The 24,975-nt window shown below is 69.1% G+C and carries 23 protein-coding genes; 15 read left to right on the forward strand and 8 right to left on the reverse strand.

Translation table 11 applies throughout. The annotated features are described in order from the left end of the window. Nucleotides 1-81: 81 nt before the first annotated feature. Nucleotides 82-1,158 carry a VgrG-related protein gene (locus tag K340_RS0113955; protein ID WP_029137169.1) on the forward strand — a complete coding sequence of 359 codons (1,077 nt, stop codon included), beginning with the start codon at nucleotides 82-84 and terminating at the stop codon, nucleotides 1,156-1,158. A gap of 2,549 nt (nucleotides 1,159-3,707) precedes the next feature. Here K340_RS0113955 and K340_RS37550 read toward each other — a convergent pair. The 4 genes from K340_RS37550 to acs all read right to left on the reverse strand — a co-directional run bounded on the left by K340_RS37550 (nucleotide 3,708) and on the right by acs (nucleotide 9,015). Next, nucleotides 3,708-4,298: a sigma-70 family RNA polymerase sigma factor gene (locus K340_RS37550; protein WP_084614444.1), complete on the reverse strand. Its 591-nt coding sequence runs from the start codon at nucleotides 4,296-4,298 to the stop codon at nucleotides 3,708-3,710. A 531-nt stretch (nucleotides 4,299-4,829) separates the two neighbouring features. Continuing rightward, nucleotides 4,830-5,864, reverse strand: a complete 1,035-nt coding sequence (locus K340_RS0113960) for a hypothetical protein (protein ID WP_029137170.1) — start codon at nucleotides 5,862-5,864, stop codon at nucleotides 4,830-4,832. Next, nucleotides 5,861-6,850 (reverse strand): helix-turn-helix domain-containing protein, encoded by a 990-nt coding sequence (locus K340_RS0113965; RefSeq protein ID WP_029137171.1) that lies wholly within the window; start codon nucleotides 6,848-6,850, stop codon nucleotides 5,861-5,863. Before K340_RS0113965 ends, K340_RS0113960 begins: the two co-directional genes overlap by 4 nt. Before the next feature lie 176 nt (nucleotides 6,851-7,026). After that, on the reverse strand, nucleotides 7,027-9,015 hold the full coding sequence (acs, locus tag K340_RS0113970) for an acetate--CoA ligase (RefSeq protein WP_029137172.1): 1,989 nt from the start codon (nucleotides 9,013-9,015) through the stop codon (nucleotides 7,027-7,029). A gap of 140 nt (nucleotides 9,016-9,155) precedes the next feature. Here acs and K340_RS0113975 point away from each other — a divergent pair, with 140 nt between their 5' ends. The 8 genes from K340_RS0113975 (at nucleotide 9,156) to K340_RS30060 (ending at nucleotide 16,111) form a co-directional block, all read left to right on the forward strand. Continuing rightward, nucleotides 9,156-9,896 carry a hypothetical protein gene (locus K340_RS0113975; RefSeq protein WP_051266284.1) on the forward strand — a complete coding sequence of 247 codons (741 nt, stop codon included), beginning with the start codon at nucleotides 9,156-9,158 and terminating at the stop codon, nucleotides 9,894-9,896. A gap of 1,173 nt (nucleotides 9,897-11,069) precedes the next feature. Beyond that, nucleotides 11,070-12,131, forward strand: a complete 1,062-nt coding sequence (gene ssd / locus K340_RS0113980; protein ID WP_029137174.1) for a septum site-determining protein Ssd — start codon at nucleotides 11,070-11,072, stop codon at nucleotides 12,129-12,131. After that, complete coding sequence (locus K340_RS0113985) at nucleotides 12,128-13,330, forward strand: TadA family conjugal transfer-associated ATPase (RefSeq protein WP_051266287.1); 1,203 nt, start codon at nucleotides 12,128-12,130, stop codon at nucleotides 13,328-13,330. The genes ssd and K340_RS0113985 overlap by 4 nt, the downstream gene beginning before the upstream one ends. Next, nucleotides 13,324-14,172, forward strand: a complete 849-nt coding sequence (locus K340_RS36250; RefSeq protein WP_051266290.1) for a type II secretion system F family protein — start codon at nucleotides 13,324-13,326, stop codon at nucleotides 14,170-14,172. The genes K340_RS0113985 and K340_RS36250 overlap by 7 nt, the downstream gene beginning before the upstream one ends. Beyond that, nucleotides 14,169-14,972 carry a type II secretion system F family protein gene (locus tag K340_RS0113995; RefSeq protein WP_051266292.1) on the forward strand — a complete coding sequence of 268 codons (804 nt, stop codon included), beginning with the start codon at nucleotides 14,169-14,171 and terminating at the stop codon, nucleotides 14,970-14,972. Before K340_RS36250 ends, K340_RS0113995 begins: the two co-directional genes overlap by 4 nt. Before the next feature lie 188 nt (nucleotides 14,973-15,160). Further along, on the forward strand, nucleotides 15,161-15,361 hold the full coding sequence (locus K340_RS37035) for a DUF4244 domain-containing protein (RefSeq protein ID WP_051266350.1): 201 nt from the start codon (nucleotides 15,161-15,163) through the stop codon (nucleotides 15,359-15,361). Then, on the forward strand, nucleotides 15,361-15,723 hold the full coding sequence (locus K340_RS0114005; protein ID WP_029137178.1) for a TadE family type IV pilus minor pilin: 363 nt from the start codon (nucleotides 15,361-15,363) through the stop codon (nucleotides 15,721-15,723). Before K340_RS37035 ends, K340_RS0114005 begins: the two co-directional genes overlap by 1 nt. After that, on the forward strand, nucleotides 15,716-16,111 hold the full coding sequence (locus K340_RS30060; protein WP_051266294.1) for an Rv3654c family TadE-like protein: 396 nt from the start codon (nucleotides 15,716-15,718) through the stop codon (nucleotides 16,109-16,111). Before K340_RS0114005 ends, K340_RS30060 begins: the two co-directional genes overlap by 8 nt. A gap of 21 nt (nucleotides 16,112-16,132) precedes the next feature. Here the strand turns inward: K340_RS30060 and K340_RS0114015 are convergent, their stop codons facing one another. From K340_RS0114015 to K340_RS0114030, 4 genes are read right to left on the reverse strand one after another with little or no spacing between them, the layout of a single operon-like run. Next, nucleotides 16,133-17,146: an NAD(P)-dependent alcohol dehydrogenase gene (locus K340_RS0114015; protein ID WP_029137179.1), complete on the reverse strand. Its 1,014-nt coding sequence runs from the start codon at nucleotides 17,144-17,146 to the stop codon at nucleotides 16,133-16,135. Next, nucleotides 17,143-18,237 carry a LacI family DNA-binding transcriptional regulator gene (locus tag K340_RS30065; RefSeq protein WP_051266296.1) on the reverse strand — a complete coding sequence of 365 codons (1,095 nt, stop codon included), beginning with the start codon at nucleotides 18,235-18,237 and terminating at the stop codon, nucleotides 17,143-17,145. The genes K340_RS0114015 and K340_RS30065 overlap by 4 nt, the downstream gene beginning before the upstream one ends. A 36-nt stretch (nucleotides 18,238-18,273) precedes the next feature. Next, nucleotides 18,274-18,615 (reverse strand): DUF6385 domain-containing protein, encoded by a 342-nt coding sequence (locus K340_RS0114025; RefSeq protein ID WP_154674260.1) that lies wholly within the window; start codon nucleotides 18,613-18,615, stop codon nucleotides 18,274-18,276. Between the two features lie 2 nt (nucleotides 18,616-18,617). Beyond that, a complete protein-coding gene (locus K340_RS0114030; protein ID WP_211229434.1) occupies nucleotides 18,618-19,586 on the reverse strand; it encodes a DUF6772 family protein in 969 nt (322 codons plus the stop codon). Between the two features lie 261 nt (nucleotides 19,587-19,847). Between K340_RS0114030 and K340_RS0114035 the strand changes: the two genes are divergently transcribed. Genes K340_RS0114035 through K340_RS0114060 form a run of 6 tightly spaced genes read left to right on the forward strand, consistent with a single transcriptional unit; the run spans nucleotide 19,848 to nucleotide 24,959 of the window. Next, nucleotides 19,848-20,768, forward strand: coding sequence for an ABC transporter permease (locus tag K340_RS0114035; RefSeq protein ID WP_029137182.1), 921 nt, complete (start codon nucleotides 19,848-19,850; stop codon nucleotides 20,766-20,768). Then, nucleotides 20,765-21,658 carry an ABC transporter permease gene (locus K340_RS0114040; RefSeq protein ID WP_037364657.1) on the forward strand — a complete coding sequence of 298 codons (894 nt, stop codon included), beginning with the start codon at nucleotides 20,765-20,767 and terminating at the stop codon, nucleotides 21,656-21,658. The genes K340_RS0114035 and K340_RS0114040 overlap by 4 nt, the downstream gene beginning before the upstream one ends. Further along, complete coding sequence (locus K340_RS0114045) at nucleotides 21,658-22,695, forward strand: ABC transporter ATP-binding protein (protein WP_037364661.1); 1,038 nt, start codon at nucleotides 21,658-21,660, stop codon at nucleotides 22,693-22,695. Before K340_RS0114040 ends, K340_RS0114045 begins: the two co-directional genes overlap by 1 nt. Then, nucleotides 22,688-23,527: an ABC transporter ATP-binding protein gene (locus K340_RS30070; RefSeq protein ID WP_051266301.1), complete on the forward strand. Its 840-nt coding sequence runs from the start codon at nucleotides 22,688-22,690 to the stop codon at nucleotides 23,525-23,527. The genes K340_RS0114045 and K340_RS30070 overlap by 8 nt, the downstream gene beginning before the upstream one ends. Next, nucleotides 23,524-24,186, forward strand: coding sequence for a histidine phosphatase family protein (locus K340_RS30075; protein ID WP_051266304.1), 663 nt, complete (start codon nucleotides 23,524-23,526; stop codon nucleotides 24,184-24,186). Before K340_RS30070 ends, K340_RS30075 begins: the two co-directional genes overlap by 4 nt. Next, entirely contained in the window at nucleotides 24,183-24,959 is a 777-nt protein-coding gene (locus tag K340_RS0114060; RefSeq protein ID WP_029137185.1) for an endonuclease/exonuclease/phosphatase family protein, read from the forward strand. The genes K340_RS30075 and K340_RS0114060 overlap by 4 nt, the downstream gene beginning before the upstream one ends. Nucleotides 24,960-24,975 lie beyond the last annotated feature (16 nt).

Genomic DNA, 24,975 nt, shown 5'->3' on the forward strand with positions numbered 1-24,975 from the left:
TCGTGCGGCACGTGGTCGGAGAGGAAGGTTCCGGCCCGACCGGATTGCCGGCAGAGTGACGGTTGTCGCACGCTGATCGGCATGACCGGATCCCGTAGTGCTGAATTTCTCGGTGCGAACCCCGATCAGCTCAGGGCACTCGGCCGGCAGATCACCCAGGGCGCGCAGACTCTCGGCGAGATCGGCCGCCGGACCACCGCCCAGCTGACGGCGACGGCCTGGTACGGGCCTGACCGGGACCGGTTCGCCGGCCAGTGGGACGCTTCGTGCGAACCGGCGCTGACCAGGGTTTCGGCCGCGATGCTGCTGGCCGCGAAGGACCTGGTGGCCCAGGCGGCCGAGCAGGATGCGGCCAGCGGAGCCGCCGGTTCCGCGCCGGCCGCGCCGGTCGCCTCCTCGGGAGCCGGGCCGGCTCCGTCGGCCCCGACGGAGTCGTCGGAGTCGTCAGCCCCGTCTGCCCAACCGGCCCCGCCGGCCCCGCCGGCCCCGCCGGAGTCGTCGGCCCAGCCGGCCCCGATGTCGGCCGCGGTCGAGGACCGGTATGGGCACCCGAGCGGTGCGCTGTCCGCAGCGGAGGAGTCGAACGGGCGCCTCGACACCGTCTCGACCGGGATCGACGATCCGGGTGGAGTGTCGTACGGGACGTTCCAGATCTCCACGCCGACGATGCCGGAATACGTGAAGTGGGCGGCCGCCCACGACCCGGCGATCGCCGCCGAGCTGAAGGGTTTGACGCCCGGGTCGGCCGCCTTCAAGACCGAATGGCAGGCGCTCGCGCAGGCAGATCCCGAGGGATTCGGCAAGTCCCAGTACGACTTCATCGCGCAGACCCACTACCAGCCGGTGGTGCGTTCGGTGGAGGCGGCCGTCCCCGGGTTCAGCCTGCAGGGGCGATCCCCGGTGGTCGCCGAGGCGATGTGGTCGATGGCGGTACAGCACCGCGGGTTCAGCGTCGGGGTGATGACGCACGCGCTGGCCGGCAAGGACGTCGCGGCGATGTCGGATGCTGACCTGGTCACCGCGATGTACGACGAGCGGGGCCGGGACGACGGCCGGGCGCACTTCCCGAGCAGCCCACCCAACATCCAGCACAACGTCGTCGCCCGCTTCGAGCGGGAGAAGCAGGCCGCCCTCGACCTGCTGGCCGGCGGGCACTGACGCTGCCGTGACAGCGTCCCTTCAGGACGCGCCCCTCGGCATTGACCCAAGGTCGGTCTACACACACCGATGCCGATCGGGGTGCTCCTGGATCGGGCCGGCGACCTGCTGGAAGACCCGCGCAGGGGCGTATTGGGGATCCAGGTGTCGATCAACACCAGGCCCGGCTGGTCAGGCAGATGCTGTCGGCTGACGGATCGCGGCGGTGATCAGGCGTTCCATGGCGCGTGTCGGGTCAGCCATGGTCGGTCCAGCGGAAGCCTCGGGCCAAGCGGCCGACGATCTAAGAGAGTGAGCCTCTCGGTTCCGAACGCCCGACAGGGGCGGGGAGTTGTAACAGGCGGCGGGGCTGGTTCGCAAGCATGGCGATGACCAGGCAGATCCGATTCTGATCGGGTTATGGACTGACGGGGACGCGCGCGCTATCGTCACCCTCAAATCGACAGCCGAATTCAGGAGCCGGAGTTGGGCAAACTCTACCGAGCGGCGATGTGCGGGCTCGCCTTGACACTTGCTGCCGCCGTCCTGGTGCCTCCAGCAGTCTCAGCCGAAGCCAGTTCTCGAGACAACGATGCCAGCGCCGACGAGACGAGGGTCGACCCAGCTGCAGTTGCGATGGCTCATGTACAGTCCATTCCAATCGGGTTGCCGAGTATCGGATCGCAAATCAGTACAAGGTCGAGGACCTGACACAGTCGCTCTTGCTGTCGTTTCCGGATACTTTCGCGGGTGCATTTATCTCGCAGCAAGGTGACGGCACTGTGCACTTTCTCAGCACGAAGCGGATCGATTTGATGACGGATGCAATAGCATCCGGAATGCCGGACGATATTCCATTTGAGGTCGATCTCGTCCAACACGGCTTAATCGAACTAGCAGGCATCAGCCGCAAGATTGACGCTGCTCTGTCTCCAGTCGTCGGAGTGACCACCTCTGTAGACATTTGGACCAATACAGTTGGAGTAGCTCTATATAAGACCGCAGCTGAACGAAATACGATACAGAATGCCCTGGCGGAATCGTACGGCACCGCCGTGTCGTTCGAAGGTTCGGAGGGTCGCGAAAGTGATCCGCGCGAAGAAGAGCTCGCATGCTCAATTCCGACCGCTTCGGTTCCGATGAGGTGTCAACCACCCACGCGCGGCGGTGTAGACATCGGAAACACTCGTGTCTGTACCCTGGGCTTCAATGTGCGGAGTAATTCTGACGGGAAGCCCTACATTCTGACTGCAGGGCACTGCCTGCACGACGAAGGCGGGGCAGGGGCCACTATTAAGGGTTTCACGCCAAGCGGTGGTTCCTACACTATCGGCGTAGTCCACAACTGGTTCTCGACCAGTACCCGCGACGACGGTCTCGTTTCCGTAACCAATGGAGCCTCTTTCGGGGGGAACTACCTGTTCGTGGCGGTGAGCATCGGTCCTTACCCCACCACGCGAAACGAGACTTACGACTTGGCGCCAAATGCCTCTACGAGCGGAGCTCTGGTGGGTCACTACATCTGCAAGTCGGGGGCGAATGGCGGAACCGGATGCGGAGTCCTGCAGCAAGTTGGGTATACCAACCCTCGAGACGGATAGACCGGTTTCGGGAAGATTGATTTCCCTGGGAATGACGATGGCTACTACTCGGTTGCCTGCGAGGGCGACAGTGGCGGGCCGGTTTACGTCGCTGGCCGAGCATATGGAATTGTCGCCGAGCGCGGTGCGTCTGTGGTCGCGCGACAAATGAATGGGGCCAACTGCTACGGCAGCATCTTGTATAGATCTCTTCCTGCTGCTCTGAGTAGCCTAAATGTGAACCTGAACATCGCATGAAGTAGCCGCCAAGATCGCTGTGACGGACCAGCGACTAAGGGATGACGCTGATATCTACAGGGACACTAGTTGCCCAATGAGCACCGAGAGTTGCGATTGCGCTGATACGGTACGTCCCGGGCTTGGGTGGTGCGTAGGAGTCGCACGCCGTTTGGACGGGTCCCATCTTGGCCTTGGTTGTCTCGGATGCACCGGGCTCGAGCTGAACCTCTCGTTTAAGAGTCAGTTGCTCGTCTGCGAAGGTTGCAACGATCCTGTCAGCCTGGTCCGTGACGACGATCGTCCATCTACTACTCCCGACGAGAAGTCCGTTTGACCGGTTAGTCAATCTGACCGTCACGGTAGTCGAGGCAGATAAGCTGAGAGTTGCAGGCCAATTGACAGTATTCAGTAGGCCGGGAGTACCCGTCTCCGTAGTCCATTGCGTGCCGCACGAGCCTGGGATGGGCACGGGACGTTGGGTGTTGCTGTGGGAAGCAACGCGATCCGTGCCTTCGCTGTGGAAAACCTGTGCAATCACGATCAGGCCAACGACCAGCGCAATGACCGCGAGTATGGCGAACGGGCCGAAGCGCCGGTTGGAACGCACGCGACGAGGTGTCGAGCGCGCGCTTTCGACTATTGCGCCTTCGATTCGCACACACAGTTCTGGCGACAGCTCTTCGTCTCCGAAACTATTACGAATCTGATCACGTGTACGACGCTCTCTTGGGGTGAGCACAAGGCGCCTCCTTATCTCGGAAAGGGATCGAGTGGGTACAGCCTATTGGCAAGCTGCCGCAGTGTCTGGTGTGCTATTCGTCGGACAGTACCTGCGGGTATGCCGAGGGTAGCAGCGACATCGGACGACGATTGGTCAAGGAGGTACCGCATCACGAGAACCTGCCTGCTCTGTTCAGACAGGTCCTTGATCAGATTTTGGAGGTCGGCACTAAGAATTACCTGGTCGGCAGGGTCTGGTGTGATGAATAGGCTTATTTGACGGTGGTCGGGCTCTCGTGCTTTCCTTCGGTATGCGTCTATGAATCTGTTCGTAAGGGCGCGTCGCGCGTAGGCTGTCTTGCTGCCTTTGATCGAAGACCACCTTGGCAGCATGGCTACTATCGTGTCTGCAACGAGATCCTCCGCATCCTGCTTATGACCGGTGAGTAACCGGGCTGGGCCGAGTAGCGTTCGGGCAAGTGTCAGCAACTCTGGGCCATCTGGCATCATGCGTTGCTGGGTCACGGATTGCGCTCTCACACCTAGTTCACGATCGGGGGCCTTGCGATGTTCGCTGCTCAGTGTGCCGCTGGAAGGGTGGCTTGCGCACATACGACTCATCCGACCTGATGGCGTGGCGGTTTCTGGGCTCTTCGCAGATGGTGCCAAGGGCCTGGCTGACGGGCTGGACTGGTGCGTGGCGCAGGGTGGGTGTCGAGATCTTCCGATGATGGAGGTTCTGAGAATTCCGGATCGAGCAAGCCCATCTCGTCGGCCTGTCGTTCGGCGCGGGTCTGGTGTTCGCAGTCTTGCACCGGCACAGCCGGATGGCCCGATCGCCACGCTGAGCGGCTACGCGGCGCTGGGTCGGATCGCTCGCCACCGACGTGGCCGACCAGCGGCTGGCACGCTCGGTGGAAGCATCGCGGCTCCCGCCAGATGAGTTCGTCGCCGCCCGTCGCGATCGGCAAGGCCCGGGACGACGCCATGCCAGGATCCGAGCTCGTCGTACGCACAGGACCCGGTCACGCCAACCCGGTGGAGGCCCCGCCGTCACCACCCGCGAATTGCGCCGGTTCTTGTGCGCGGTTGATACACCGTCCGCGTGTCCGCACCGCGGGCTGACCACCGACGTCCGTCTGGCCAAGCTCGTCAGCTGGTGATGGCGACCATGATGTGGCCCTCGTCGATCCGGTCGACGCCATCGTCCAGCGCCAGCGACAGCGCGGTGTGCGCCGGCAACAGGATGTTGCGGCGGATGTTGGACGGCCACGCCGTGTAGTGCGCGTACAACACCTCGAGCGCGTCCGGGGTGAACACCTCCGCCACGTCCGGGGTCTCGGCGGCCCTGGCCAACTCCACCCGGCGGGCCAACACCGCGCCGACGGCTGCGGCGGACGGCACCGCCGGCACCTGGATCGCGTCGGTGAGGAAGCCTTGCGCCGCTTGGTATCCGGGATCCTGCAGGTACTCGGGGTGGACGGCGATGACGGCCGCTGCCCCCAGGTCCTCGGCCAGCAGCCGGGGGACGGTGAAGAAGAACTCGCGGCGGACCCTGGCGATCTCCGGCGCCGTAGCGGCCAGCCAGCGGTCGGTGTCGTCCAGGATCAGGATCGGCACCAATCCGTCGGCGGCCACCAGGTCCAGGATCTGCCGGCCCTGGTCCAGCACCTGTCCCGCGGTCGGCGCGGGCACGCTGACGGCCCGTTCCAGCTCGTACGCCAGCTCCGGGCCCAGCCCCGCCGACCGCCAGCCGGCGCTGATCCGATGCCGGCGCTGCCCGGTGCCGCCCGCGGTCGCCCGCTGCTCGAGCTGCTGCGCCGGACGGGACAGCCCCGGGGTGGTGGCCTGCAGCATCCGGCTGATGGTGCGCACCAGGTGCGCGACGAACTCGGTGCCGTTGCCGGCGACCGTCGCCGGCTCGGGATAGACCGGCACCGGGATCGGGAAGATCCCCTCGACCAGTGGGCCGAGGGTGTAGGCGACGACGCTGGACTTGCCCGAGCCGCTGGCCCCCAGCAGGGCGATCCGGTTCCCGGCCCGCAGCCCGGCCAGCAGGGCGTGCTCGACGTTCCGGGCGCCGGACAGCGTGTCGAACGGGACGTGCATGTCCGAGAGTTCCGCGTGCCGGGGCGCCGGGTCGAACGCACCGTTGTCGCGCAGCAGGTTCAGCAGGTCTTGGCTCATGATCGACTGAGTCTGGCAGACGCCTCCGACGATGCCGGATCGGTCGGCCGGTAGACCTTGCGCGGGCGGCCGGGGCCGGACCGTTCGTCGGTGGCGGTCACCAGCCCGGCCGCCTGGAGTTCCTTGAGCACCTGCACGATCCGCGACCGGGTCCAGCCGAGTCGTTGCTGCAGGACGGGATCGGATGCCGAGGCGCTTCCCACCGCTTCCAACTCGGCGGCCAGCATCCGGGCCGGGACCGACATCCCGGCCAAGGTTGCGGCGCTTGTGGCGAGCCGATCGGCGGCTGCCGTTCGCTGCTCGGGGTCCGCCTGACGAAGTTGCCTAGCCAGGGCGATCAGCCGGCGCGGGTTGCCTTGCGCCACCCGGACCACCGGTTCCGGGTCCCACCCGGACTCGTCACCGATCCGCCTGCGCAACAACGCTTCCGACCCGTCGTCCGACAGTGCCGGCAGGTCGATCCGCACCTCGAAGAACACGTCGGCCGGCGGGCGCAGCAGCAACCCGGCGTGCGCCGACGACACCGTCACCAGCCAGGTCGCCGGCACCGTCCACAGGTCGTCCCGGTAGCGACCGAACAGGTCGACCCCCGCGGCGGGCGGAACGTCGTCGATCGCGATCACGGGCCGGTCCGGCCCGATCCGACCCCGCAAGGCGGCGATCCGGTCGAGCACCGGATCGGGATCGGCAGCCACCGGGGTCGGCTGCCTGCCGGTGTCGGCCAGCTTCGCAATAATCCGGTCCAGTAGGTCGGTGGCGTCGGTGACGGCGCCGCCGCCGATCAGCAACGTCGGCCCATCTTCGGCGGCCAAAGCACGGTGCAGCAGGCTGGTGCGGCCCATTCCGGGCTCGCCGGTGATCGCGCAGTTCAGCCCGCCGGCCAGAGCGCCGGCGATCCGTCGCAACTCGACCTCACGATCGACGAACAGTTCGCGATCGATCCGGTTGGTCAGCAGCGGCCTGCCGGACAGTCGCGGGGGCCTCATCTCACAATTCTAACTGAAAGAAGTGTTAGGCGAGCCCGCGGCCTTCGCCCGGCCCCTTCGCCAGGATTGGGATGGCAATCGGTGGTTTTGGCAGCACCATAACCACGGATTGCCATCCCAATCCCGATCCCAATCCCGATCCCAATCCCGATCCCGTCCAGGCCGGACCCGCCGCGTCAGTCCTCGCTGCCCGCGGACAGGCCGCTGGAGATCTGCTCCATCACCGCCGAGTCGGCCAGCGTCGTCACATCGCCGACCGGCCGGTTCTCGGCCACGTCCCGCAGCAGTCGCCGCATGATCTTGCCGGAGCGGGTCTTCGGCAGCTCGGCGACCACCATGATCTGCCGGGGCTTGGCGATCGGGCCGATCTCCTTGGCAACGTGGTTGCGCAGCTCGGTGACCCGGTCCGAGGCGTCCGCCTCGGCGGCGTCCTGGGCGGCGTCACCCCGCAGGATGACGAAGGCCACGATGCCCTGCCCGGTGGTGGCGTCGCTGGCGCCGACCACGGCGGCCTCGGCCACCGACGGGTGCGAGACCAGCGCCGACTCGACCTCGGTGGTGGAGATCCGGTGCCCGGACACGTTCATCACGTCGTCGACCCGGCCGAGCAGCCAGATGGCGCCGTCATCGTCGTACTTGGCGCCGTCACCGGCGAAGTAGTAGCCCTGGGCGGCGAATCGGGACCAATAGGTGTCGACGTACCGGGCGTCGTCACCCCAGATCGTTCGCAGCATCGAGGGCCACGGCTTGTCGATCACCAGGTAGCCGCCCTGGCCCTTGCCGACCGGGACGCCCTCGTCGTTGACCACCTTCGCGCTGATCCCGGGGATCGGTTGCATTGCCGAACCCGGCTTGGTGGCGGTGACGCCGGGTAGCGGCGAGATCATGATCGCGCCGGTCTCGGTCTGCCACCAGGTGTCGACGATCGGGCAGTTGTCGTGGCCGATGTTCTCCCGGTACCACATCCATGCTTCCGGGTTGATCGGCTCGCCGACGCTGCCCAGGATCCGCAGCGAGGCCAGCGAGTACTTCGCCGGAATGTCCTTGCCCCACTTCATGAAGGTCCGGATGGTGGTCGGCGCCGTGTAGTAGATCGACACCTGGTACTTGTCGATGATCTCCCAGTGCCGGCCCTCGTGCGGCGAGTTCGGGGTGCCCTCGTAGATCACTTCGGTGGCCCGGTTGGCCAGTGGGCCGTAGACGATGTAGGTGTGCCCGGTGACCCAGCCGATGTCGGCGGTGCACCAGTAGACGTCCTGTCCGGCCTGGTGGTCGAACACCGCGTGGTGGGTGTACGCGGCCTGGGTGAGGTAGCCGCCGGAGGTGTGCAGGATGCCCTTGGGCTGACCGGTGGTGCCCGAGGTGTACAGGATGAACAGTGGGTGCTCGGCGTCGAACGCCTCCGCCTCGTGCTCGGTGGACTGCCCGTCGACCAGCTCGTGCCACCAGAGGTTGTTGTCGGCCCACTCGACGTCGATGCCGGTACGCCGGACCACCAGCACGTGCTGCACGGAATCGGACGCCTCGACGGCTTCATCGACGGCGGCCTTCAGCGGCAGTGCCGACCCGCGCCGGAACTGCCCGTCGGCGGTGATCACCAGCTTCGCCTCGGCGTCGGCGACCCGGGAGCGCAGGGCCTCGGCCGAGAACCCGCCGAACACCACCGAGTGCGGCAGGCCGAGCCGGGCGCAGGCGAGCATGGCGACGATCGCCTCCGGGATCATCGGCAGGTAGATGGCCACCCGGTCCCCGGTCTGCAGCCCGAGCGAGACCAAGGCATTGGCCGCCTTGCACACCTCGTCCTTGAGCTGCGCATAAGTCACCGACCTGCTGTCGCCAGGCTCGCCCTCCCAGTGGAATGCCACCTGGTCGCCGTGGCCGGCGTCAACATGGCGGTCGACGCAGTTGACCGCGACGTTCAGCTTGCCGTCGGCGAACCACTTGGCGTGCGGGGCATCCGACCAGTCGAGCACCTGGGTGAACGGTGTCGCCCAGTCCAGCCGGTTCGCCTGCTCGGCCCAGTAGGCCTCGGGATCTGCCTCGGCGCGGGCGTAGGCCTCCTGCTTGACGTTCGCGTTCGCGGCCAGCTCTGCTGACGGCGGGAACGTGCGGTTCTCGCTGAGCAGGTTGTCGAGGGTCTCGCTGTTGGCTGGATTGTCGGCCACGGTCTTCTCCCTGGGAGCACGGCATCGGGCGGGTTCGCACACACCGGCGGACGGCCGGGCGTTGGCGTGTTACGAAACTAACCCCGTCGGCATTGCCCGGCCACGGCGGGTCCGGGTGCCGGGATCGATACGGTGACGGCATGTCGGTGAACCAACGGGCCGCCGGCGCGGCCGAACTCCTCGCCCTGCCGGGGGTCGCCGACGCCGTCGAGAATGCGCGATCGGCGCTCGCCGCGCTGCATCGTCATCCGGCGAACCGGCGGGGCTGGCCGAAGACGTCGGCCGCGGCGTCGGTGCGGGCGGCGCGGGCCTCGGCGGCATTGGACGGCGGAGACCCGACGCTGACGGAGCAGCAGCAGTCGGTCACCGACCCGGTGCTGGCCGGCGCCCTGCGGGTGGCCGCCGCGCTCGGATCGGCCACCGCCGTATGGCAGCGCTCGCCGCTGCAGGTGCTGGCCCGGTTACACACGCTGGCCGCCGCCGACCTGGTGACCGACCCGGAGACGCTCGGCAGGCCGGTGCGAGCGGCGGACCGGCTCGCCGCGCTGGCCGGGCTGATCGCCGCCGACGGCGCTCCGGCGCCGATCGTGGTGGCGCTCGCGCACGGTGAGGTGCTGGCCGGCGCGCCCTTCGGCACCGCCGACGGCGTGGTCGCCAGGGCGGCCGGCCGGTTGGTCGCTGTCACGACCGGCCTGGATCCGCACGGGCTCGGGGTTCCCGAGGTCGCGGAACTACGGGCCGGCGGCCGCTATCGCGAGTTGGCCGACGGCTATGCCGATGGGTCGCCGGCGGGGGTTGCCGACTGGGTCGTCGCCAACTGCGAGTGGTTGAGCGCGGGAGCCCGCGAGGGCGGCTCGATCGCCGCCGCCGCCGCCGACTGATCGGCCGGCTGACGGGTGCGGTGGCCACGGCGTCCGCTCACGGCCGGTGACCGTCGGCCCGCCCGCCGATGCGGAGCCCTCCGAAAGAGTGAATTATCGGAGTTCGGATTGGTTGCTCCGGGACATCGCCTGTTGGCGCCCTGACGGCCCGGGGTCGGGCCGGCGATCCGTCCGGGCCGACGGCCCTTCGGCGTGTCGCGACGAGCGCCCGGAACGGGCTGACGGACCGGGCGGCGGGAACCGGGATCTGTCGCCCGGACCCGCCGACGGACCCGGCGGAGATGGAAGACGGCGCCCGATCGTTGCCGATCGGGCGCCGTCAGCGGAAAGTCCCACGGCTAGCAAGCTGCACCGAGTTTCGTCGTCGTTGCAGGTCGCGGGGTCATTCCCCGCAGGCCTTGACGGCGCACCTTCCGCGGCGTTGGCGGTGAGTGGGTGCCGTTGGTTCCCGCCGGACTCTCCGTGTCGGGGTGGGCGGAATTTCTCTTCCACTCCGTCCCTGGCCGATCGGGGCTCCGTACCGTCAGTGTTACCCCTGCTCCCCACTGTTGGCAATAACCCGCGGCCGGGTTTCGCCGCAGGGTCGGTCGGCCGGGTCGGCGACGTCACGGAACGGCGCTCAGGGAATTGCACGAACGGTGGCGCGCACACGGTGATCGTCACCCGGAAAGCCCAATCAGGACCGGAACAATCCGTGGTCGACGTGCCGGCCCTCGATTTCCGCCAGACTTTTATCCTCCGCGGGGCGTGACGTTTGACGGGGACCCGGGTTACAGTGGACAGGTCGGTTTCACCCCCCCCGAAACCGACCACCCGGTTCAGTTCAACCCCCCGGAACTGAACCCCGCGGCCCCCGCCTCCCCCCGGCGGGGGCCGCCCCTATTCCCCGATCGATTCCGCGCCGTTCCGGCGCGGATCGGTCCTGGGCGGAGCGATCCCGGCGGCGCCGGACGATACCGATGTCCTTCTGACGGGGCGCCGTACGTCCCGGTTCCGATCGATGCCGCGGCCGTCGCCGCAGGGCATCGCGGTACCGGGTTTCGTGCTCGCCGTTGTCCACAGACACCCACCGGTCCACAACAGTCGATCGACGACCTCGACGGCGTCGGCCTTGCCGGGTCGACTGGTGTCCGATCCCGCGCCGACGCGGGAACCGGCGAGGGGGCACCAGGAATGAACGAACCGTTGATCATCACCGACGACCGGCAGATGGCCGAGGACCTGCTCCGACTGGCGGCCGCCGCGGGCGTAGAGGTGCTGACCTGCGCCACGGTGGACCGGTCGCAATGGCGGGCCGCCCCGGTGATCGTCATCGACATCGCCCAGGTGCCCGCAGCGGTGGCCGCCGGGCTGCCACGCCGGGATGGCGTGATCGCGGTGACGCAGGCGGAACCCGCCGCGGATCTGTGGCGGGACTGTGTGTTGCTCGGCGTCCAGCGCACCGTGTCGGTGGTCGAGGCCGAGGAGTTCCTGGTCGAGACCCTCGGCGGGGCCATCGCCGAACCGGGCAGCGGTGGCCGGGCGATCGCGGTGCTCGGTGCCTGCGGCGGCGCCGGTGCCTCGGTGTTCGCCACCGCTGTGGCGGTGGCCGCTCACCGGGTCGGCCGGCAGGTCCTGCTGGCCGACTGCGACCGGTGGGGGGCCGGACTGGACGTGGTGCTCGGTGTCGAGGATGCCGAGGGCGTCCGCTGGTCCGACCTGGCGGCGCCGGCCGGCCGATTGTCGCCGGAGTTGCTGCGCCGGGCACTGCCCGGGCTCGCCCTGTCCCGCGGCCAGCTGCCGGTGCTGGGGTTCGACCGCGCTGCCGATCGGGAGGTACCGGCCGCGGTCGCCGAGGTGGTGATCGACTCCGCCCGGCGCGCGGGCGACCTGACGGTTCTCGACCTGCCTCGGGTGCCGACCGCGGCGTCCGACCGGATCATCGAGATCGCCGACCTGATCGTGCTGGTGGTGCCGGCCGACGTCCGTGGGTGCTTCGCGGCCCAGCGTCAGGTGGAGCGGCTGCGGTCGTTCGGCGCCTGGGCGGGGGTGGTGGTCCGTGGCCCATCGCCGGGCGGGATCGGCGCCGACGACATCGCCCAGGCGCTGCAGCTGCCGTTGCTGGCGCGGGTGCGGCCACAGGCCAGGCTGTTGCAGGACCTGGAGCACGGCCGGCCACCCGGCACCGATCCGAAGTCGCCGCTCGGTCGGGCTGCGGCCGCGGTGTTGGCTGCGGTCGAGCCGGTGACCGTATGAGCACCGCCGAGCTGAACGCGATCGGCACGAAGACGGTCGACGGGCTCCCGGCCGGCCTGGTGGAGCGGGTGCAGGCGCGGCTGGCCGACGAACGTGCTGAGCCGACCCCCGCATCGTTGGCCAGGGCGGTCCGCGGCGAGCAGGCCGGGCTGGTCAGCGACGCCGAGATGCTGCGGCTGCTGCACCTGCTGCAACGGGAGCTGGTCGGGGCCGGCCCGTTGGCCCCGCTGCTGGCCGACCCGGACACCACCGACGTGGTGGTGAACGGCCCGGATGACGTTCGCGTCGACCGCGGTAACGGTTGGCAGCGGGCGGATGTGCGATTCGCCGACGAGGCAGCGGTCCAACGGCTGGCCCGGCGGCTGGCCACCTCGGTCGATCGCCGGCTGGACGAGGCCCATCCCTACGTGGACGCCCGGCTCGCCGACGGCACCCGACTGCACGCGGTGTTGGCGCCGGTCGCCTCGTCCGGCAGTTGCCTGTCGCTGCGGGTGCTCCGACCGGTCCGCCACGACCTCGACCAACTGGCCGCCGGCGGCGCCCTCCCCGGAATCTGCGAACCGTTGCTGCGAGCGATCATCGAGGCCCGGTTGGCCTTCCTGATCTCCGGCGGCACCGGTTCCGGGAAGACCACGCTGCTGTCGGCGATGCTGGCCAAGGTGCCGCCCGGCGAGCGGATCGTCACGGTTGAGGATGCCGAAGAACTGCGTCCGCCGCACCCGCATCTGGTCCGGCTGGTGGCCAGGCCACCGAACGTCGAGGGCGCCGGTGCGGTCGACCTGCGCGAGCTGGTCCGGCAGGCCCTGCGGATGTGCCCGGACCGGATCGTCGTCGGTGAGGTCCGCGGCGCGGAGGTGATCGATCTGCTGACCGCGCTGAACACCGGCCACGACGGAGGGGCCGGCACCGTTCACGCCAATACGGTGCGCGACGTTCCCGCCCGGATGGAGGCGCTCGCGGCGACCGGCGGGGTGCCGCGGGAGGCCCTGCATTCCCAACTGGCCGGAGCGATAGCGGTGGTGCTGCACCTGCGTCGGGACGACGGCGTGCGTCGGCTCGTCGAGGTCGGGGTGCTGCGGCGGCGGCAGGACGGGCAGGTCCAGCCGGACCCCGCGGTGCTGGAGGGGCTGCCGGTCGAGCCGGGAGCCTCCCACCTGCGGGAACTCTTGCTGTCCCGCGGGGTGGCACCGCCGTGGTGATCCCCGGTGCCGGTGCCGGGTCCGGCTGGCCGGAACGGCCGGCGGTGGCGGCGGCGCTGCTGTTGGCGGCCGCTGCTGTCGCACTGTGGCCGGAGTCGGGCACCGGTCGGCCGTCACCGCCGGGCCGCCTCGCTGGCCGCGGCCCGGCCGGCCGGCCGGGTGCCGGCTGGACGCCGATCCTGCCGAGCGCTGTATTGACGGCCGTCGGTGCCGGCGCGCTCGGTTGGTTGTTCGCCGGGCCGCTGCCGGCGGCGGCAGCCGCCATTGCCGTCGGCACTGCGGTTCGGCTGGTGCGGGACCAACGGGCCGAGCGCCGCCGGGAGCGGGCCTGGAGCGGCCTGCTGGCAGCGGTCCGGATGCTCGGCCGCGAGCTGCGCAGCGGCGCGCCGCCGCCGGCGGCCGCCGCGGCGACCGCTGCCGCGATCGGCGGCCCGGCGGGCGAATTGATGTCCGATCTGGCGGCCGCCGGCAGGCTCGGTCTCGACCGTGCGTTACCGGCCAGATCCGGACCGGCCGGTGAGGTGGCTGAGCAGCTTCGGGCCGGCCTGGTGCTGTCGGCCCGGCACGGGGTGCCGTGGGCCGCGCTGGTCGATGCGATCGCCGGCGACCTGGCCGACCGGGTCAGGGCCGCCGGCGACCGGTCCGCGCAGGTGGCCGGGCCGCGGTTCTCCGGCTACGTGCTGGCCGCGTTGCCGGCGTTCGGCCTGCTGCTCGGGTCGGGGATGGGCGCGCGGCCGTTGCAGGTGCTGTTGGGTCCAGCACCCGGCGGGCTGCTGCTGCCGGCCGGGGTCGCGCTGGCCTGCGCCGGATTGCTCTGGTCGGCCAGGATCGTGCGCCCGTGACGGCGTCCGCCGTCGTCGCCCCGGCGCTGTTCGCGATCGGCTCGGCACTGCTGATCTGGCCGTCGGGTCCGCTTCCAGGGTTCATCGGGGCGAGCGGCGTGGGTGTCGCGGGACCCGGCCACGGTGCCGGGCCGACGGCCGCCGGCCCGGGCCGATCGGGCCCGGGCGCGCGGCTGGTCACCGGCATCCGCCGCTGGGCGGCCGCCATCGGGCTGCCGGTGGCGATCGCACTGCTGGCTCCGCGGTGGTGGTGGTGCGGCGTGCTCGGTGCTGTCCCGCTGGCCGTGTATCTCGCCCGCCGGGCGAACCGCCCCAGTGCCGCCCAGCTGTCCGCGCAACGGCGGGCACTGGCCGGCCGACTGGACCTGGTGGCGGCCTGCCTGCGGTCGGGACTGCCGATCGGCTCGGCGCTGGTCGCGGTCGGCGCCACCGGCCCGGCGGCGTCGTCACCGCCGGGTCCTTGGCGCACGCCGATCGAGGTGCTGGACGAGGTGGCCGCCATGCTGATGGTCGGCGCCGATCCGCAGGCCGCCTGGCGACCGGCCGCCGAGCTGGCCGAGTTGGCATCGGTGGCGGCCGCCGCCTGCCGATCGGCGGCCGGCGGCACCGCGTTGGCGGCGGCCTTCACCGAACAGGCGGATCAGTTGCGGCGGCAGAACTCCGACGCCGCTGCGACCGCAGCCGGTCGGGCCGGCGTGCTGATGACCGCACCGTTGGGCGCGTGCTTCCTGCCGGCGTTCCTGTGCCTCGGGCTCGCCCCGGCCGTTGTCGGACTGCTCGACACCCTGCACCTGTGGTGATTCCCGGTGCTCGTCGGTGTCCGACGCCCGGAAAGTTGTCCACCCGTCGTCATCGGTCCACAGAACGGGCCGCAGTCGCGGCGCCGGACCGATCGTCCCCGGCAGGCTGATCGGCACCAGGTACCGCCGCCGGCGGTGCCGACAATCAGAAAGGGGGAAGGCCTGTGGGACAAGACATCCAGTCGCGGATACGGCATCGGGCAATCGCCTTCGGGCGACTGCTGTGGAGCCGGATCGGACACGACGACCGCGGGATGACGACGGTCGAGTACGCCGTCGGCACGCTGGTCGCCGCCGCGTTGGCAGCGGTGCTCTACCGGATCGTCACCGGCGATTCGATCGTCGCCGGGCTGACGTCGCTGATCACCCGCGCACTGGGCATCGTGTGATGCCCGCCCGGTCCCGGCGGTCCGGCGAACGCGGCTCCGTCACCATCGAGGCAGCCGTCGCGCTGTCCGTCCTGGTGGTGCTGCTGGCGCTGTGCCTGTCCGGGATCGGGTGCGCGATCGCCCAGATCCGGTGTGTCGATGCGGCCAGGGAAGCGGCCAGGTTGGCGGCCCGTGGCGATCAGGACCGGGCGGCCGCCGCAGTCGGGTCGATTGCCCCGGCCGGCGCCGCGCTGTCCGTCAGCGTCGACGGGAACACCGTGACGGCAACGGTTTCGGCGAGCGGGGTCGGTGGGCTGTTGCCGGGCATCAGGGTGAGCGCCACTGCGGTCGCGGCCAGCGAGGAGGGCGCCGGCGATGGGTGATCTGCGTGGCCGGAAAGCCGCTGACGGCGGCTACGCCACGGTGCTCACCGCGATCGGTGGCGCGGCGCTGCTGGCGTTGCTGATCATCGCGCTGCAGATCGGCGGTGCCGTGATCGCCCGGCATCGCGCCGAGGGCGCCGCCGACCTGGCCGCGCTGGCCGGCGCGACCGCGGTCCAGTCCGGGACCGGCTCCGCCTGCCAGCGGGCGGGCGCGATCGCGGCCGCGAACGGTGGCTCGGTGCTGTCCTGCGAGCTGTCCGGCAGCGATGTGCTGGTGGTGGTCGTGGTGCGGAACCAACTGCTGCCGGCCGTCGGATCGGCGCAGGGCCGGGCGCGGGCGGGGCCCGTGGTGTCCGGTGAGGGTGAGCGCAGCCCCGGTGGTCGCTGACCGTGGCCGCTATCGCTCGCTTCAGCCGGTGACCTGCTGCGGCGCGATCATCGCCTTCATCGAGGCGGGCTCCTGGCTGGCATTCAGCAGCGCCTCGACGGTCTGATCGAGCCGGAACCGCTGGGTCACCATCGTGGACACATCCACCCGGCCACCGGCGATCAGCGAGATCGCGGTCGGCCAGGTGTGCCCGTACCGGTTGACCAGGCCGATGGTCAGCTCGTTCACGTTGAGCCGGGACAGTGCCAGCGTGACGTCCTGCTTGGGCATGCCGACCATGGCCGCCCGGCCGTTCGGCCGCAGCCGCCACACACCGTCGGCCAGCGCCGTCGGTGCCCCCGAGCACTCCAGCAACACGTCGAAGTCGTTGCGCTCGGACTCGCCCGCCCGCGCCGCCGTGAAGCCGAGCCGAGCGGCGAAATCGATGCGCCAGTCGGAGGTATCGGTGATCGTGACGTCAGCGGCGCCGAACGCCCTGGCCGCCTGCGCGGCCATGATGCCGACCGGGCCGGCTCCGGTCACCAGCACGCTGTCGCCCGGCTGCAGTCCGGCGCGGTGGCACGCCCAGATGCCCACCGACAGTGGCTCGCACAGCGCACCGTCCTCGAACGACATGGTGTCCGGAAGGACGAACAGCTGACGTTCGTCGACGGCCATGTACTGCTGAAGCGATCCGTCGTACGGCGGGGTGGCGAAGAAGATCAGGTCGGGACACAGGTGGTAGCGGCCGGCCATGCATTCCCGGCAGTCCCGGCACGGCCGGCCGGGCTCGATCGCCACCCGGTCACCGACCCGGACGCCGGTGACGCCCGTGCCCACCTCGACGACGACCCCGGCGCACTCGTGGCCGAGGATGATCGGCCCGTTCACCAGGTAGTCGCCGACGTAGCCGACGGTGAAGTACGCGGTGTCCGATCCGCAGACGCCGACGGCCTCCATCTTCACCACGGCGTCCCGCGGTCCAGGCGTCGGGTCGCCGACGTCCGAGATCTCGATGGTGCCAAGGGTCGGCATCACTGCGGCATAGTTGGTCACGGCGTCTGGCCTCCGGTGGCGAGAACGAGCTCGCGTGGCAGCGAGCCTCGGACGATCAGTTCAGGTTCGATGCACAAGGTCTCCGGCGGTTCCTGACTACCGGAGACCTTGTGCAGCAGTCGCTTCATCGCATGCGCGGCGACCTGCCGGGCCGGCAGCGCCACCGTCGACAGCGGGGGATCGAGGTAGCGGGCGAACGGCTGGTCGCCCCAGCCGATCACCATGACATCGATGGGGACCCGCAGACCCTGCGCCCGCAGCGCGGCGTAGAGGCCGAGCGCGAAGTGGTCGTTGCCGAGCACGAAGGCATGGGGGCGGCGGCCCCGCTCGAACAGGTCGGTGGCGACCCGATGGGCGTCCTCCGCCTGCCACGGCAACCACGGCAGCGCGACGCTCGCCGACCGGCGGGTCGGGATCAGCACGATGTTGCGGCTGTCGAACGGGACGCCGCGGTCCTGAAGCGCCAGCCGGAACCCGGCGATCCGGTCGCGCACCGTCGAGATCTGCAGATCCTCTTCGATGAGGACGACGTCGGTCGCCCCGCGATCGAGCACTGCGTGCGTCGTCATCCGCATTCCCGACACGTTGTCGTTGGCGTAGAGATCCGCGTTCAGATGGGCGATGTTCCTGCTCACCAGCACCAGTGGCAGACCGGCCCGGGTCAGCCCGTCGTACGCGTGCGAGTCGTTGCTGACCGGAACCGCGAGGATGCCGTCGACCCCGGAACGCAGTGCCGCGGCGACCGCAGCCACCTCTCGGTCCTCGGATTCCTCGGACAGCAGCAACAGCAGCGTGTATCCGGCTTCGATCGCGCGTGACTCCGCCTCACTGACCAACTCCGCGAAGAACGGATTGAACAGGTTGGTGACGATCATCGCGATGGTCTGGCGTGAACCGAGGACCAGCGATCGGGCGTGGATGTTCGGCACGTAGCCGATCCGCTCGGCCTCCGCCTTGATCCGCTGCCTGGTTGCCTCACCGACTCCCGGCCTCTCGTTGAGGGCACGGGAGACGGTGTTCACCGACAGCCCGACGACCTGTGCGACATCCTTGAGGGTCGTTCGGTGCGGATTGCTACCGACTTCCTGCACGACGCGCTCCTACCGTTCGACCGATCCGCTTCGATGTCACTCCTTGAGCTCAAGGTAGATGCGGAGCGACGGAGAACTCTCGCCCGCCACCTTGCTGGTCGTCAGTCGCAGCCAGTGCCCGAACTGCGCCACGGGGATCGAGACCATTCCGACCGCCTCGGTCTCGCGCGCGGCCACGGACTCGTGGTCGATCCAGCTGATGCCGTCGGGCGAGATCTGCACCTGGATCGAGACCCGGCAGCCAGGGGCGGGCCGCAGGAACTGGACGAACCACCTGGCCTCGCCGGCCCAGGCCACTTCGAACGGATCGGTCGAATGGACGGTATCGAGGTCGACCCCGCGCTCGATGACCGCACTTTGCGATTGTCGCATCGCCATGATCACCACCCCGCCGAGATCACGACGGAATCCAGGAACAGGAAGTTGCGCACACCGCTGACGGTCCTCGCGGAGAAGTAGAAGTTCAGCAGGTTCTCCAGCGACTCGTACTTGTCGGCGTACGGCGGAACGGGCACGCCCCGCAGATCCATCACGTCATTGTTGAACTGCAGCTCGACGTTGGAGCGGGTGCTGGTGTCGATCAAGAACCGCAGATAGTGCCAGTTGATCTTGGTCGGCACTTCGTTGTAGCAGGTCTCGACGCGGTCGTCGGACAGGTACCGCCAGTCGTTCGGGTCGGGGGCGGTGAAGTCGGCGCCGTACTCGTAGTCGTGCACCCCCTCGTGCCGCTCGTGCGGGGTGGGTTCAGGAACAACCGGATAGGCCCACTTCTGGATCAGGTGTCCGTCGGCATCGGCGTTCACGAAACGCATGACGTTGTGGTACCTGACGCCCTCGGTGCACAGGTCCGTGGCCACGGTGAACGATCCGAACTGTGCCTCCGACGGATGCGAGTTCGCGTCCCAGGTGATGTCCCCGAAGGAATTGCTCTCCTGTTCGGTGCCGGAGAGGTTCGCCTCGGTCTTCCAGGCCAGGTACGCCTCGATCTGCAGCAGGCCGCGACCGCTCATCGTCAGCCGCCGGATGCCGGTGGCGCTGTGCCCGCGGTGTGCCCGGGTCGCGAGCTTCATCGAGTAGGTGCCGGACATCGCACCGTGCGTGCCGACGTCGAAGAAATTCGCGTTGGACAACTGCGGGGGTCGCATGTCCCGAAAGTGTCGGTCCAACGACTCGAGGTCGCCTCGGCCGTTGTAGTTGCCGCCCAGTTCGACCCAGCCGTGCAGGCCGTCGTTGAAGTCGTCGAACGTGAGGATCCGCCGCAGGGGGTTGAACTTCGACAGCCGGCCGTCGCTGCTGCGCAGCGCACCGCGCAGTGCGTCGGCCAACCCGCTGATGTCGGTGGTGGTCACCGCTGCTCCTAGGAGTGGGTTGCGCGCTGCCGCCGTCGGCATCGTCGCGCTCACATTAGCGTTACCGAAGATCGCCGTCCAGAGGCGCCGCGCAATTGACAGCACCTTGCGATCCAACGAGGAAGTGCTTGCTGTGAAAGGCACATCGATCTGTTGACATATGACCATCAATGCGACAGTGTGCATGAACGATAATGTTGCGGGTCGACGGAGATCTCATGCGACGGCGACGGCAACCACGACATCCAGCGGAGGTGCGGGGTGCTCGGCTACGTCGCACGACGCCTGTTGCTGGCCGTGTTCGTACTGTGGGGCGCCGTCACCGTCGTGTTCATCGTCGTGCGCCTGGTGCCCGCCGATCCGGCCGTGCTGATCGCCGGTGAGACCGCGACGCCCGAGCAGATCGCCGCACTGCGGGCGGAGATGGGCCTCGACCGGCCGTTGCTGCTGCAGTACCTGGGGTATCTGGGCAAGGCGGTGACGGGCAACTTCGGCAACTCCTACACGCAGAACGTCCCGGTGACGCAGCTCATCGGTCAGGTACTGCCGAACACCGTGCTGCTGGCGGTGCTGGCCTGCGTCTTCGCGGTGATCGTGAGTTTCCCCCTCGGCCTGCTGGCCGCGTTGCGGGTCAACCGATTCAGCGACCGCGCTGTCACCACCCTGTCGCTGTTGACCCAGTCACTCCCGGGTTTCTGGGTCGGCATCGTGCTCATGCTGGTGTTCTCGCGGAAGCTGAACTGGCTGCCGAGCGCCGGCCTGGACTCGCCGGCGAGTCTGGTGCTCCCGACGATCACGCTGGCCTTGCCGTTCATCGCGATCCTGGTCCGGATGACCCGCAGCGGCCTGCTCGAAGTGATGGGCGAGGGCTATATCGTCACCGCCCGGTCCAAAGGCCTGCCGGAGCGAACGGTGATCTTCCCGCACGCGATCAGGAACGCGACCATCCCGATCATCACCATCGTCGGGCTGGAGTTCGGCACCCTGCTCGGTGGTGCGGTGATCACCGAGACGGTGTTCTCGTTCCCCGGCATCGGCCGGCTGCTGGTCACCTCGATCCAGGTCCGTGACTACGCGGTCGTGCAGGCCTGCGTGCTGGTGATCGCCGTGGCGTTCGTGCTGGTCAATCTGATCATCGATCTGCTGTACGGGTACCTCGACCCGAGGGTGAGGCTGTCGTGACGACTGCGGCACGGGCCGGCGCGGCCGCGCGCACGATGCGCCGTGCCCGCAGGGCGCGACGGGGGGTCCGGCTGCGGATCGTCATCCCGCTGATCATCGTGGCGCTCTACGTCGTCGGGGCGATCCTGGTCCCGATCCTGTATCACTTCGACCCGCTGCACACCGAGCTGCTGTACCGCCTCAAGCCGCCCGGGACGACGGTGGCAGATGGGAAGACGGCGATCTTCGGTACCGACCAGGTCGGGCAGGACATGTTCGCCCAGATGATGATGGGTGCCAGGGTGTCACTCACCGTCGGTGCGCTCACCCTGCTGTTCGCCGGTGTCTTCGGTGTCCTCGTCGGCCTGCTGTCCGGTCACTTCGGAGGCTGGATCGACATGGCCCTGATGCGGATCGCCGACATCCAGTTGGCCTTCCCGTCCATCCTGTTGGCGATCCTGCTGGCGTCGGTGCTCGGCCAGGGTCTGACGAACATCATCATCGTGCTGTCCATCGCCAGCTGGGTCGTCTTCGCCCGGGTCACCCGCAGTCAGGTATTGGCGCTGAAGAACCGGGAGTACGTCGATGCGGCCCGGACGCTCGGCGCCGGCCATCTGCACCTGATGTTCCGGACCCAACTGCCGGGCTGTCTGGCGCCGATCCTGGTCGTCGCAACGGTGGAGTTCGGCCACGTGATCCTCGCCGAGGCGGCGTTGTCCTTCCTCGGTGTCGGCGTTCCGCTCGGCGTCCCCAGCCTGGGCAGCTCGATCCAGGCCGGCACCGCCTACCTGACGACGGCCTGGTGGATCTCCACCCTGCCCGGGATCGCCCTGGCCATCCTGGTACTGGCCACCGGTATCCTCGGCGACGCCCTGCGCGACCGGTTCGACCCGCGGCTGCGGAGCGCCTGATGAGCCAGTCGACGCCGGTCGCCCTGGAGAAGTCGGTGCCACCGGACGCGCCGCTGTTGAGCGTGCAGAACCTGCAGGTGGAGTTCTCCACCTCCGCCGGAGTGGTGCGGGCGCTCGACGGGGTCAGCTTCGACGTCCGGCGGGGCGAGACCATCGCCATCCTGGGCGAATCGGGCTCCGGCAAGTCGGTCACCGCCCAGGCGATCATGGCGCTGCTACCCAGGCCGGCCGGCTCCATTGTCGGCGGCAGCATTCGCTACGCAGACCGCGATCTGGTCACGCTCCCGGCCAAGGACGTCCGACGCCTGTGCGGCACCGAGATCGCGATGATCTTCCAGGACCCGCTGAGCTCGCTCAACCCGGTGTTCCGGGTCGGCTGGCAGATCGCCGAGCCGTTCCGGCGGCGCCTGGGCATCGACAAGCGACAGGCGCTGGCCAAGGCCCTTGAGCTGCTCGACCGGGTCGGCATCCCGGACGCCGAGCGGCGCATCCGTGACTATCCGCACCAGTTCTCCGGTGGCCAGCGGCAACGCATCATGATCGCGATGGCCATTGCGTTGGAACCGAAACTGCTCATCGCGGACGAGCCGACCACCGCCCTCGACGTGACCGTGCAGTCACAGGTGATGAAGCTGCTGGCCAACCTGCAGGCCGAGACCGGCATGGGGATGATCCTCATCAGCCACGACCTCGGCGTGGTCGCCGACGTCGCCAAGCGGGCCGCGATCATGTACGCCGGCCGCATCGTCGAGGCCGGCACGATCAGGGAGGTCTACGACCATCCCGCCCACCCCTACACCCGGGGGCTGCTCGAATCGATTCCGTCGACGACGGTCATCGGAGAACGACTTACGCCGATCCCCGGCGGCCCGCCGAACCTGCTCGCGCTGCCGACCGGCTGCGCATTCCACCCGCGCTGTCCGCACGCGATCGACAGGTGTCGTGACGAGATACCGCAGCTGCGACGACCGGACGGCTGGGAGCCGACCCACGTCGCCGCCTGCTTCCGGTCGGAGGAGGTGCTCGCCCATGACTGACCGGCCGGCCGGACCGGCACCGTCCCCGGTACTTCGGGTCCAGCACCTGCGGGTCGCCTATCCGATCCGGTCCTCCGTGATGTTGCGCCGGGTCGGGGAGATCGTCGCCGTCAGCGACGTCACCTTCGACGTCGGGCCGGGTGAGACCGTCGGCCTGGTGGGGGAGTCCGGGTCCGGCAAGTCGACGATCGCCCGCGCCGTGATCGGACTCGTCGCGGCCACCGCCGGCTCGATCGAGTTCGAGGGCCGCGACATCACCCGGTACGGCCCGCAGCAGCTCAAGGCCGTCCGCCGGGACATGCAGATGGTCTTTCAGGACCCGTACGCCTCGCTGAACCCCCGGCTGACGGTGCGCGACCAGATCGCCGAGTGCTGGCGAGTGCATCGCGGGCAGCTGCCGCGCGCGCACTGGACGGACGAGGCGAAGCAGCTGATGGAGCGGGTCGGGCTCAACCCGGACTACAGCGACCGCTACCCGCATCAGTTCTCCGGCGGTCAGCGGCAACGGATCTGCATCGCCCGCGCGCTCGCTCTGCGGCCGAAGCTGATCATTTGTGACGAGGCCGTCAGCGCCCTCGATGTGTCGGTCCAGGCGCAGGTGCTCAACCTGCTGGCCGACCTACAGGACGAGTTCGGCCTGTCCTACCTGTTCATCTCGCACGACCTGTCGGTGATCGAGCACCTCAGCGACAGGGTGTTGGTGCTCAACAAGGGTGAGGTGGTGGAGGAGGGCGCGGTGCGGCAGATCTTCGCCGACCCGCGGGACGCATACACCCGAGCGTTGCTCGCCGCAGTCCCGGTGGTCCGGCCCTGGCTGGAGTCCCCGACATGAGCGGCACCGTCACGATTCATCTTGTCCGCCACGCCGAATCGCGGTGGAACGTCGAGGGCCGCTACCAGGGCCAGACCGATTCCGGGCTGACGGATGACGGCGTCCGCCAGGCCGCGGCTCTCGGCGAGGCACTCGCCGACCTGGTGCCCGCACCCGACCTGGTGATCTCCAGCGACCTGCCGCGGGCAATGGACACCTGCCGGCCCTACGCTGCCCGGATCGGCGCCAGGGTGGTCACCGACCGGGCACTGCGAGAGATCAGCGTCGGTGACTGGTCCGGCCGCACCTTCGGCGAGATCGCCGCCGAGCACCCGGACACGGTCGCCGCGGTCGAGGACGGTGTCGACCTGCCGCGTGGCGGAGGCGAGACCTTCGCCCAGACACGCAGCCGGGTCGCCGCGGCGCTGGCCCGCGCGGTCGGGCGGCTGCCCGACGGTGACGGGGATCGGGCCATGGTCGCCGTCAGCCACGGCGGGCCGATCCGGGTGGCCGCAGCGGCCGCCCTCGGTCTGCCGTCGCCCGGTCACACCGCATTCTCCGCACCCGACAACTGCTCCGTCACGTCCATCAGGATCAAACCCGGCGGAGCCCGGGAGTTGTTGCGGTACAACCACACCGTCGCGCCCGCCGGCACCGCCGACGCTGCGGAGCTCCGATGACCACCGTCGTCGTCCAGACGCACAACCTGTGGGGCGACACCTGGGCGCAGGAACGCAGCGCCGCCCTCGGCCGGCTGTATTGCGCCCGGCCACCCGATCTGTTGGCGACCCAGGAGCTCCGCCCGTGGTCGCGCGACGTGCTGGATGCGGCGATGCCCGATCACGAGAGGGTCGACGACGGTTTCCCCGGCTGGCAGCGGCAGTCGAACATCTGGTGGCGAAGCGATCTGTTCGCCCGGGTCGGCCACGGCGCCGAGGACGTCGGGATTCTCGACGCGGACGCCCGGTTGTTCTGGGTCAGGCTCCGTCGCGCCGACGGCGGCGGCACACTGCTGATGTCCACCGCCCACCTGTCCTACGCGGGTACCCCGATAGAGCTGGCATCCGGGGTGAATCAGCGCGTTCCGCAGGCGTTGCGGGTCATTGAAGAGCTGGCCAAGATCGCCGGTGAGGACGAGCCGGTGCTGTTCGCGGTCGACATCAACGACATCGGCGTCCCGCTCTGGACCTTCGGCAACGGCGGATATCTCGACGCCTTCAGCGCATTGGGACGGCACTGCCCGCCCACCCATCCGGTGATCCCCAGCGGCTTCGCGGAGACGGTCGGCACCACCAAGTCTCCAGTCGCATCACCGCCGAAGGCGATCGACTGGATCTATTTCCGGGGACCCGTGCGGCCACGAGTCGCCGAGGTCATCGAGTACTTCCACCGAGGGGTGTCGCCGAGCGATCACGCCGCGGTGGTCGCGGCGTTCAGCCTTGACCCGCAGTGAATGTCCATGGCACGGA

Origin of the sequence: Nakamurella lactea DSM 19367, from assembly GCF_000426645.1 — a bacterium.
GTDB classification, from domain to species: domain Bacteria; phylum Actinomycetota; class Actinomycetes; order Mycobacteriales; family Nakamurellaceae; genus Nakamurella; species Nakamurella lactea.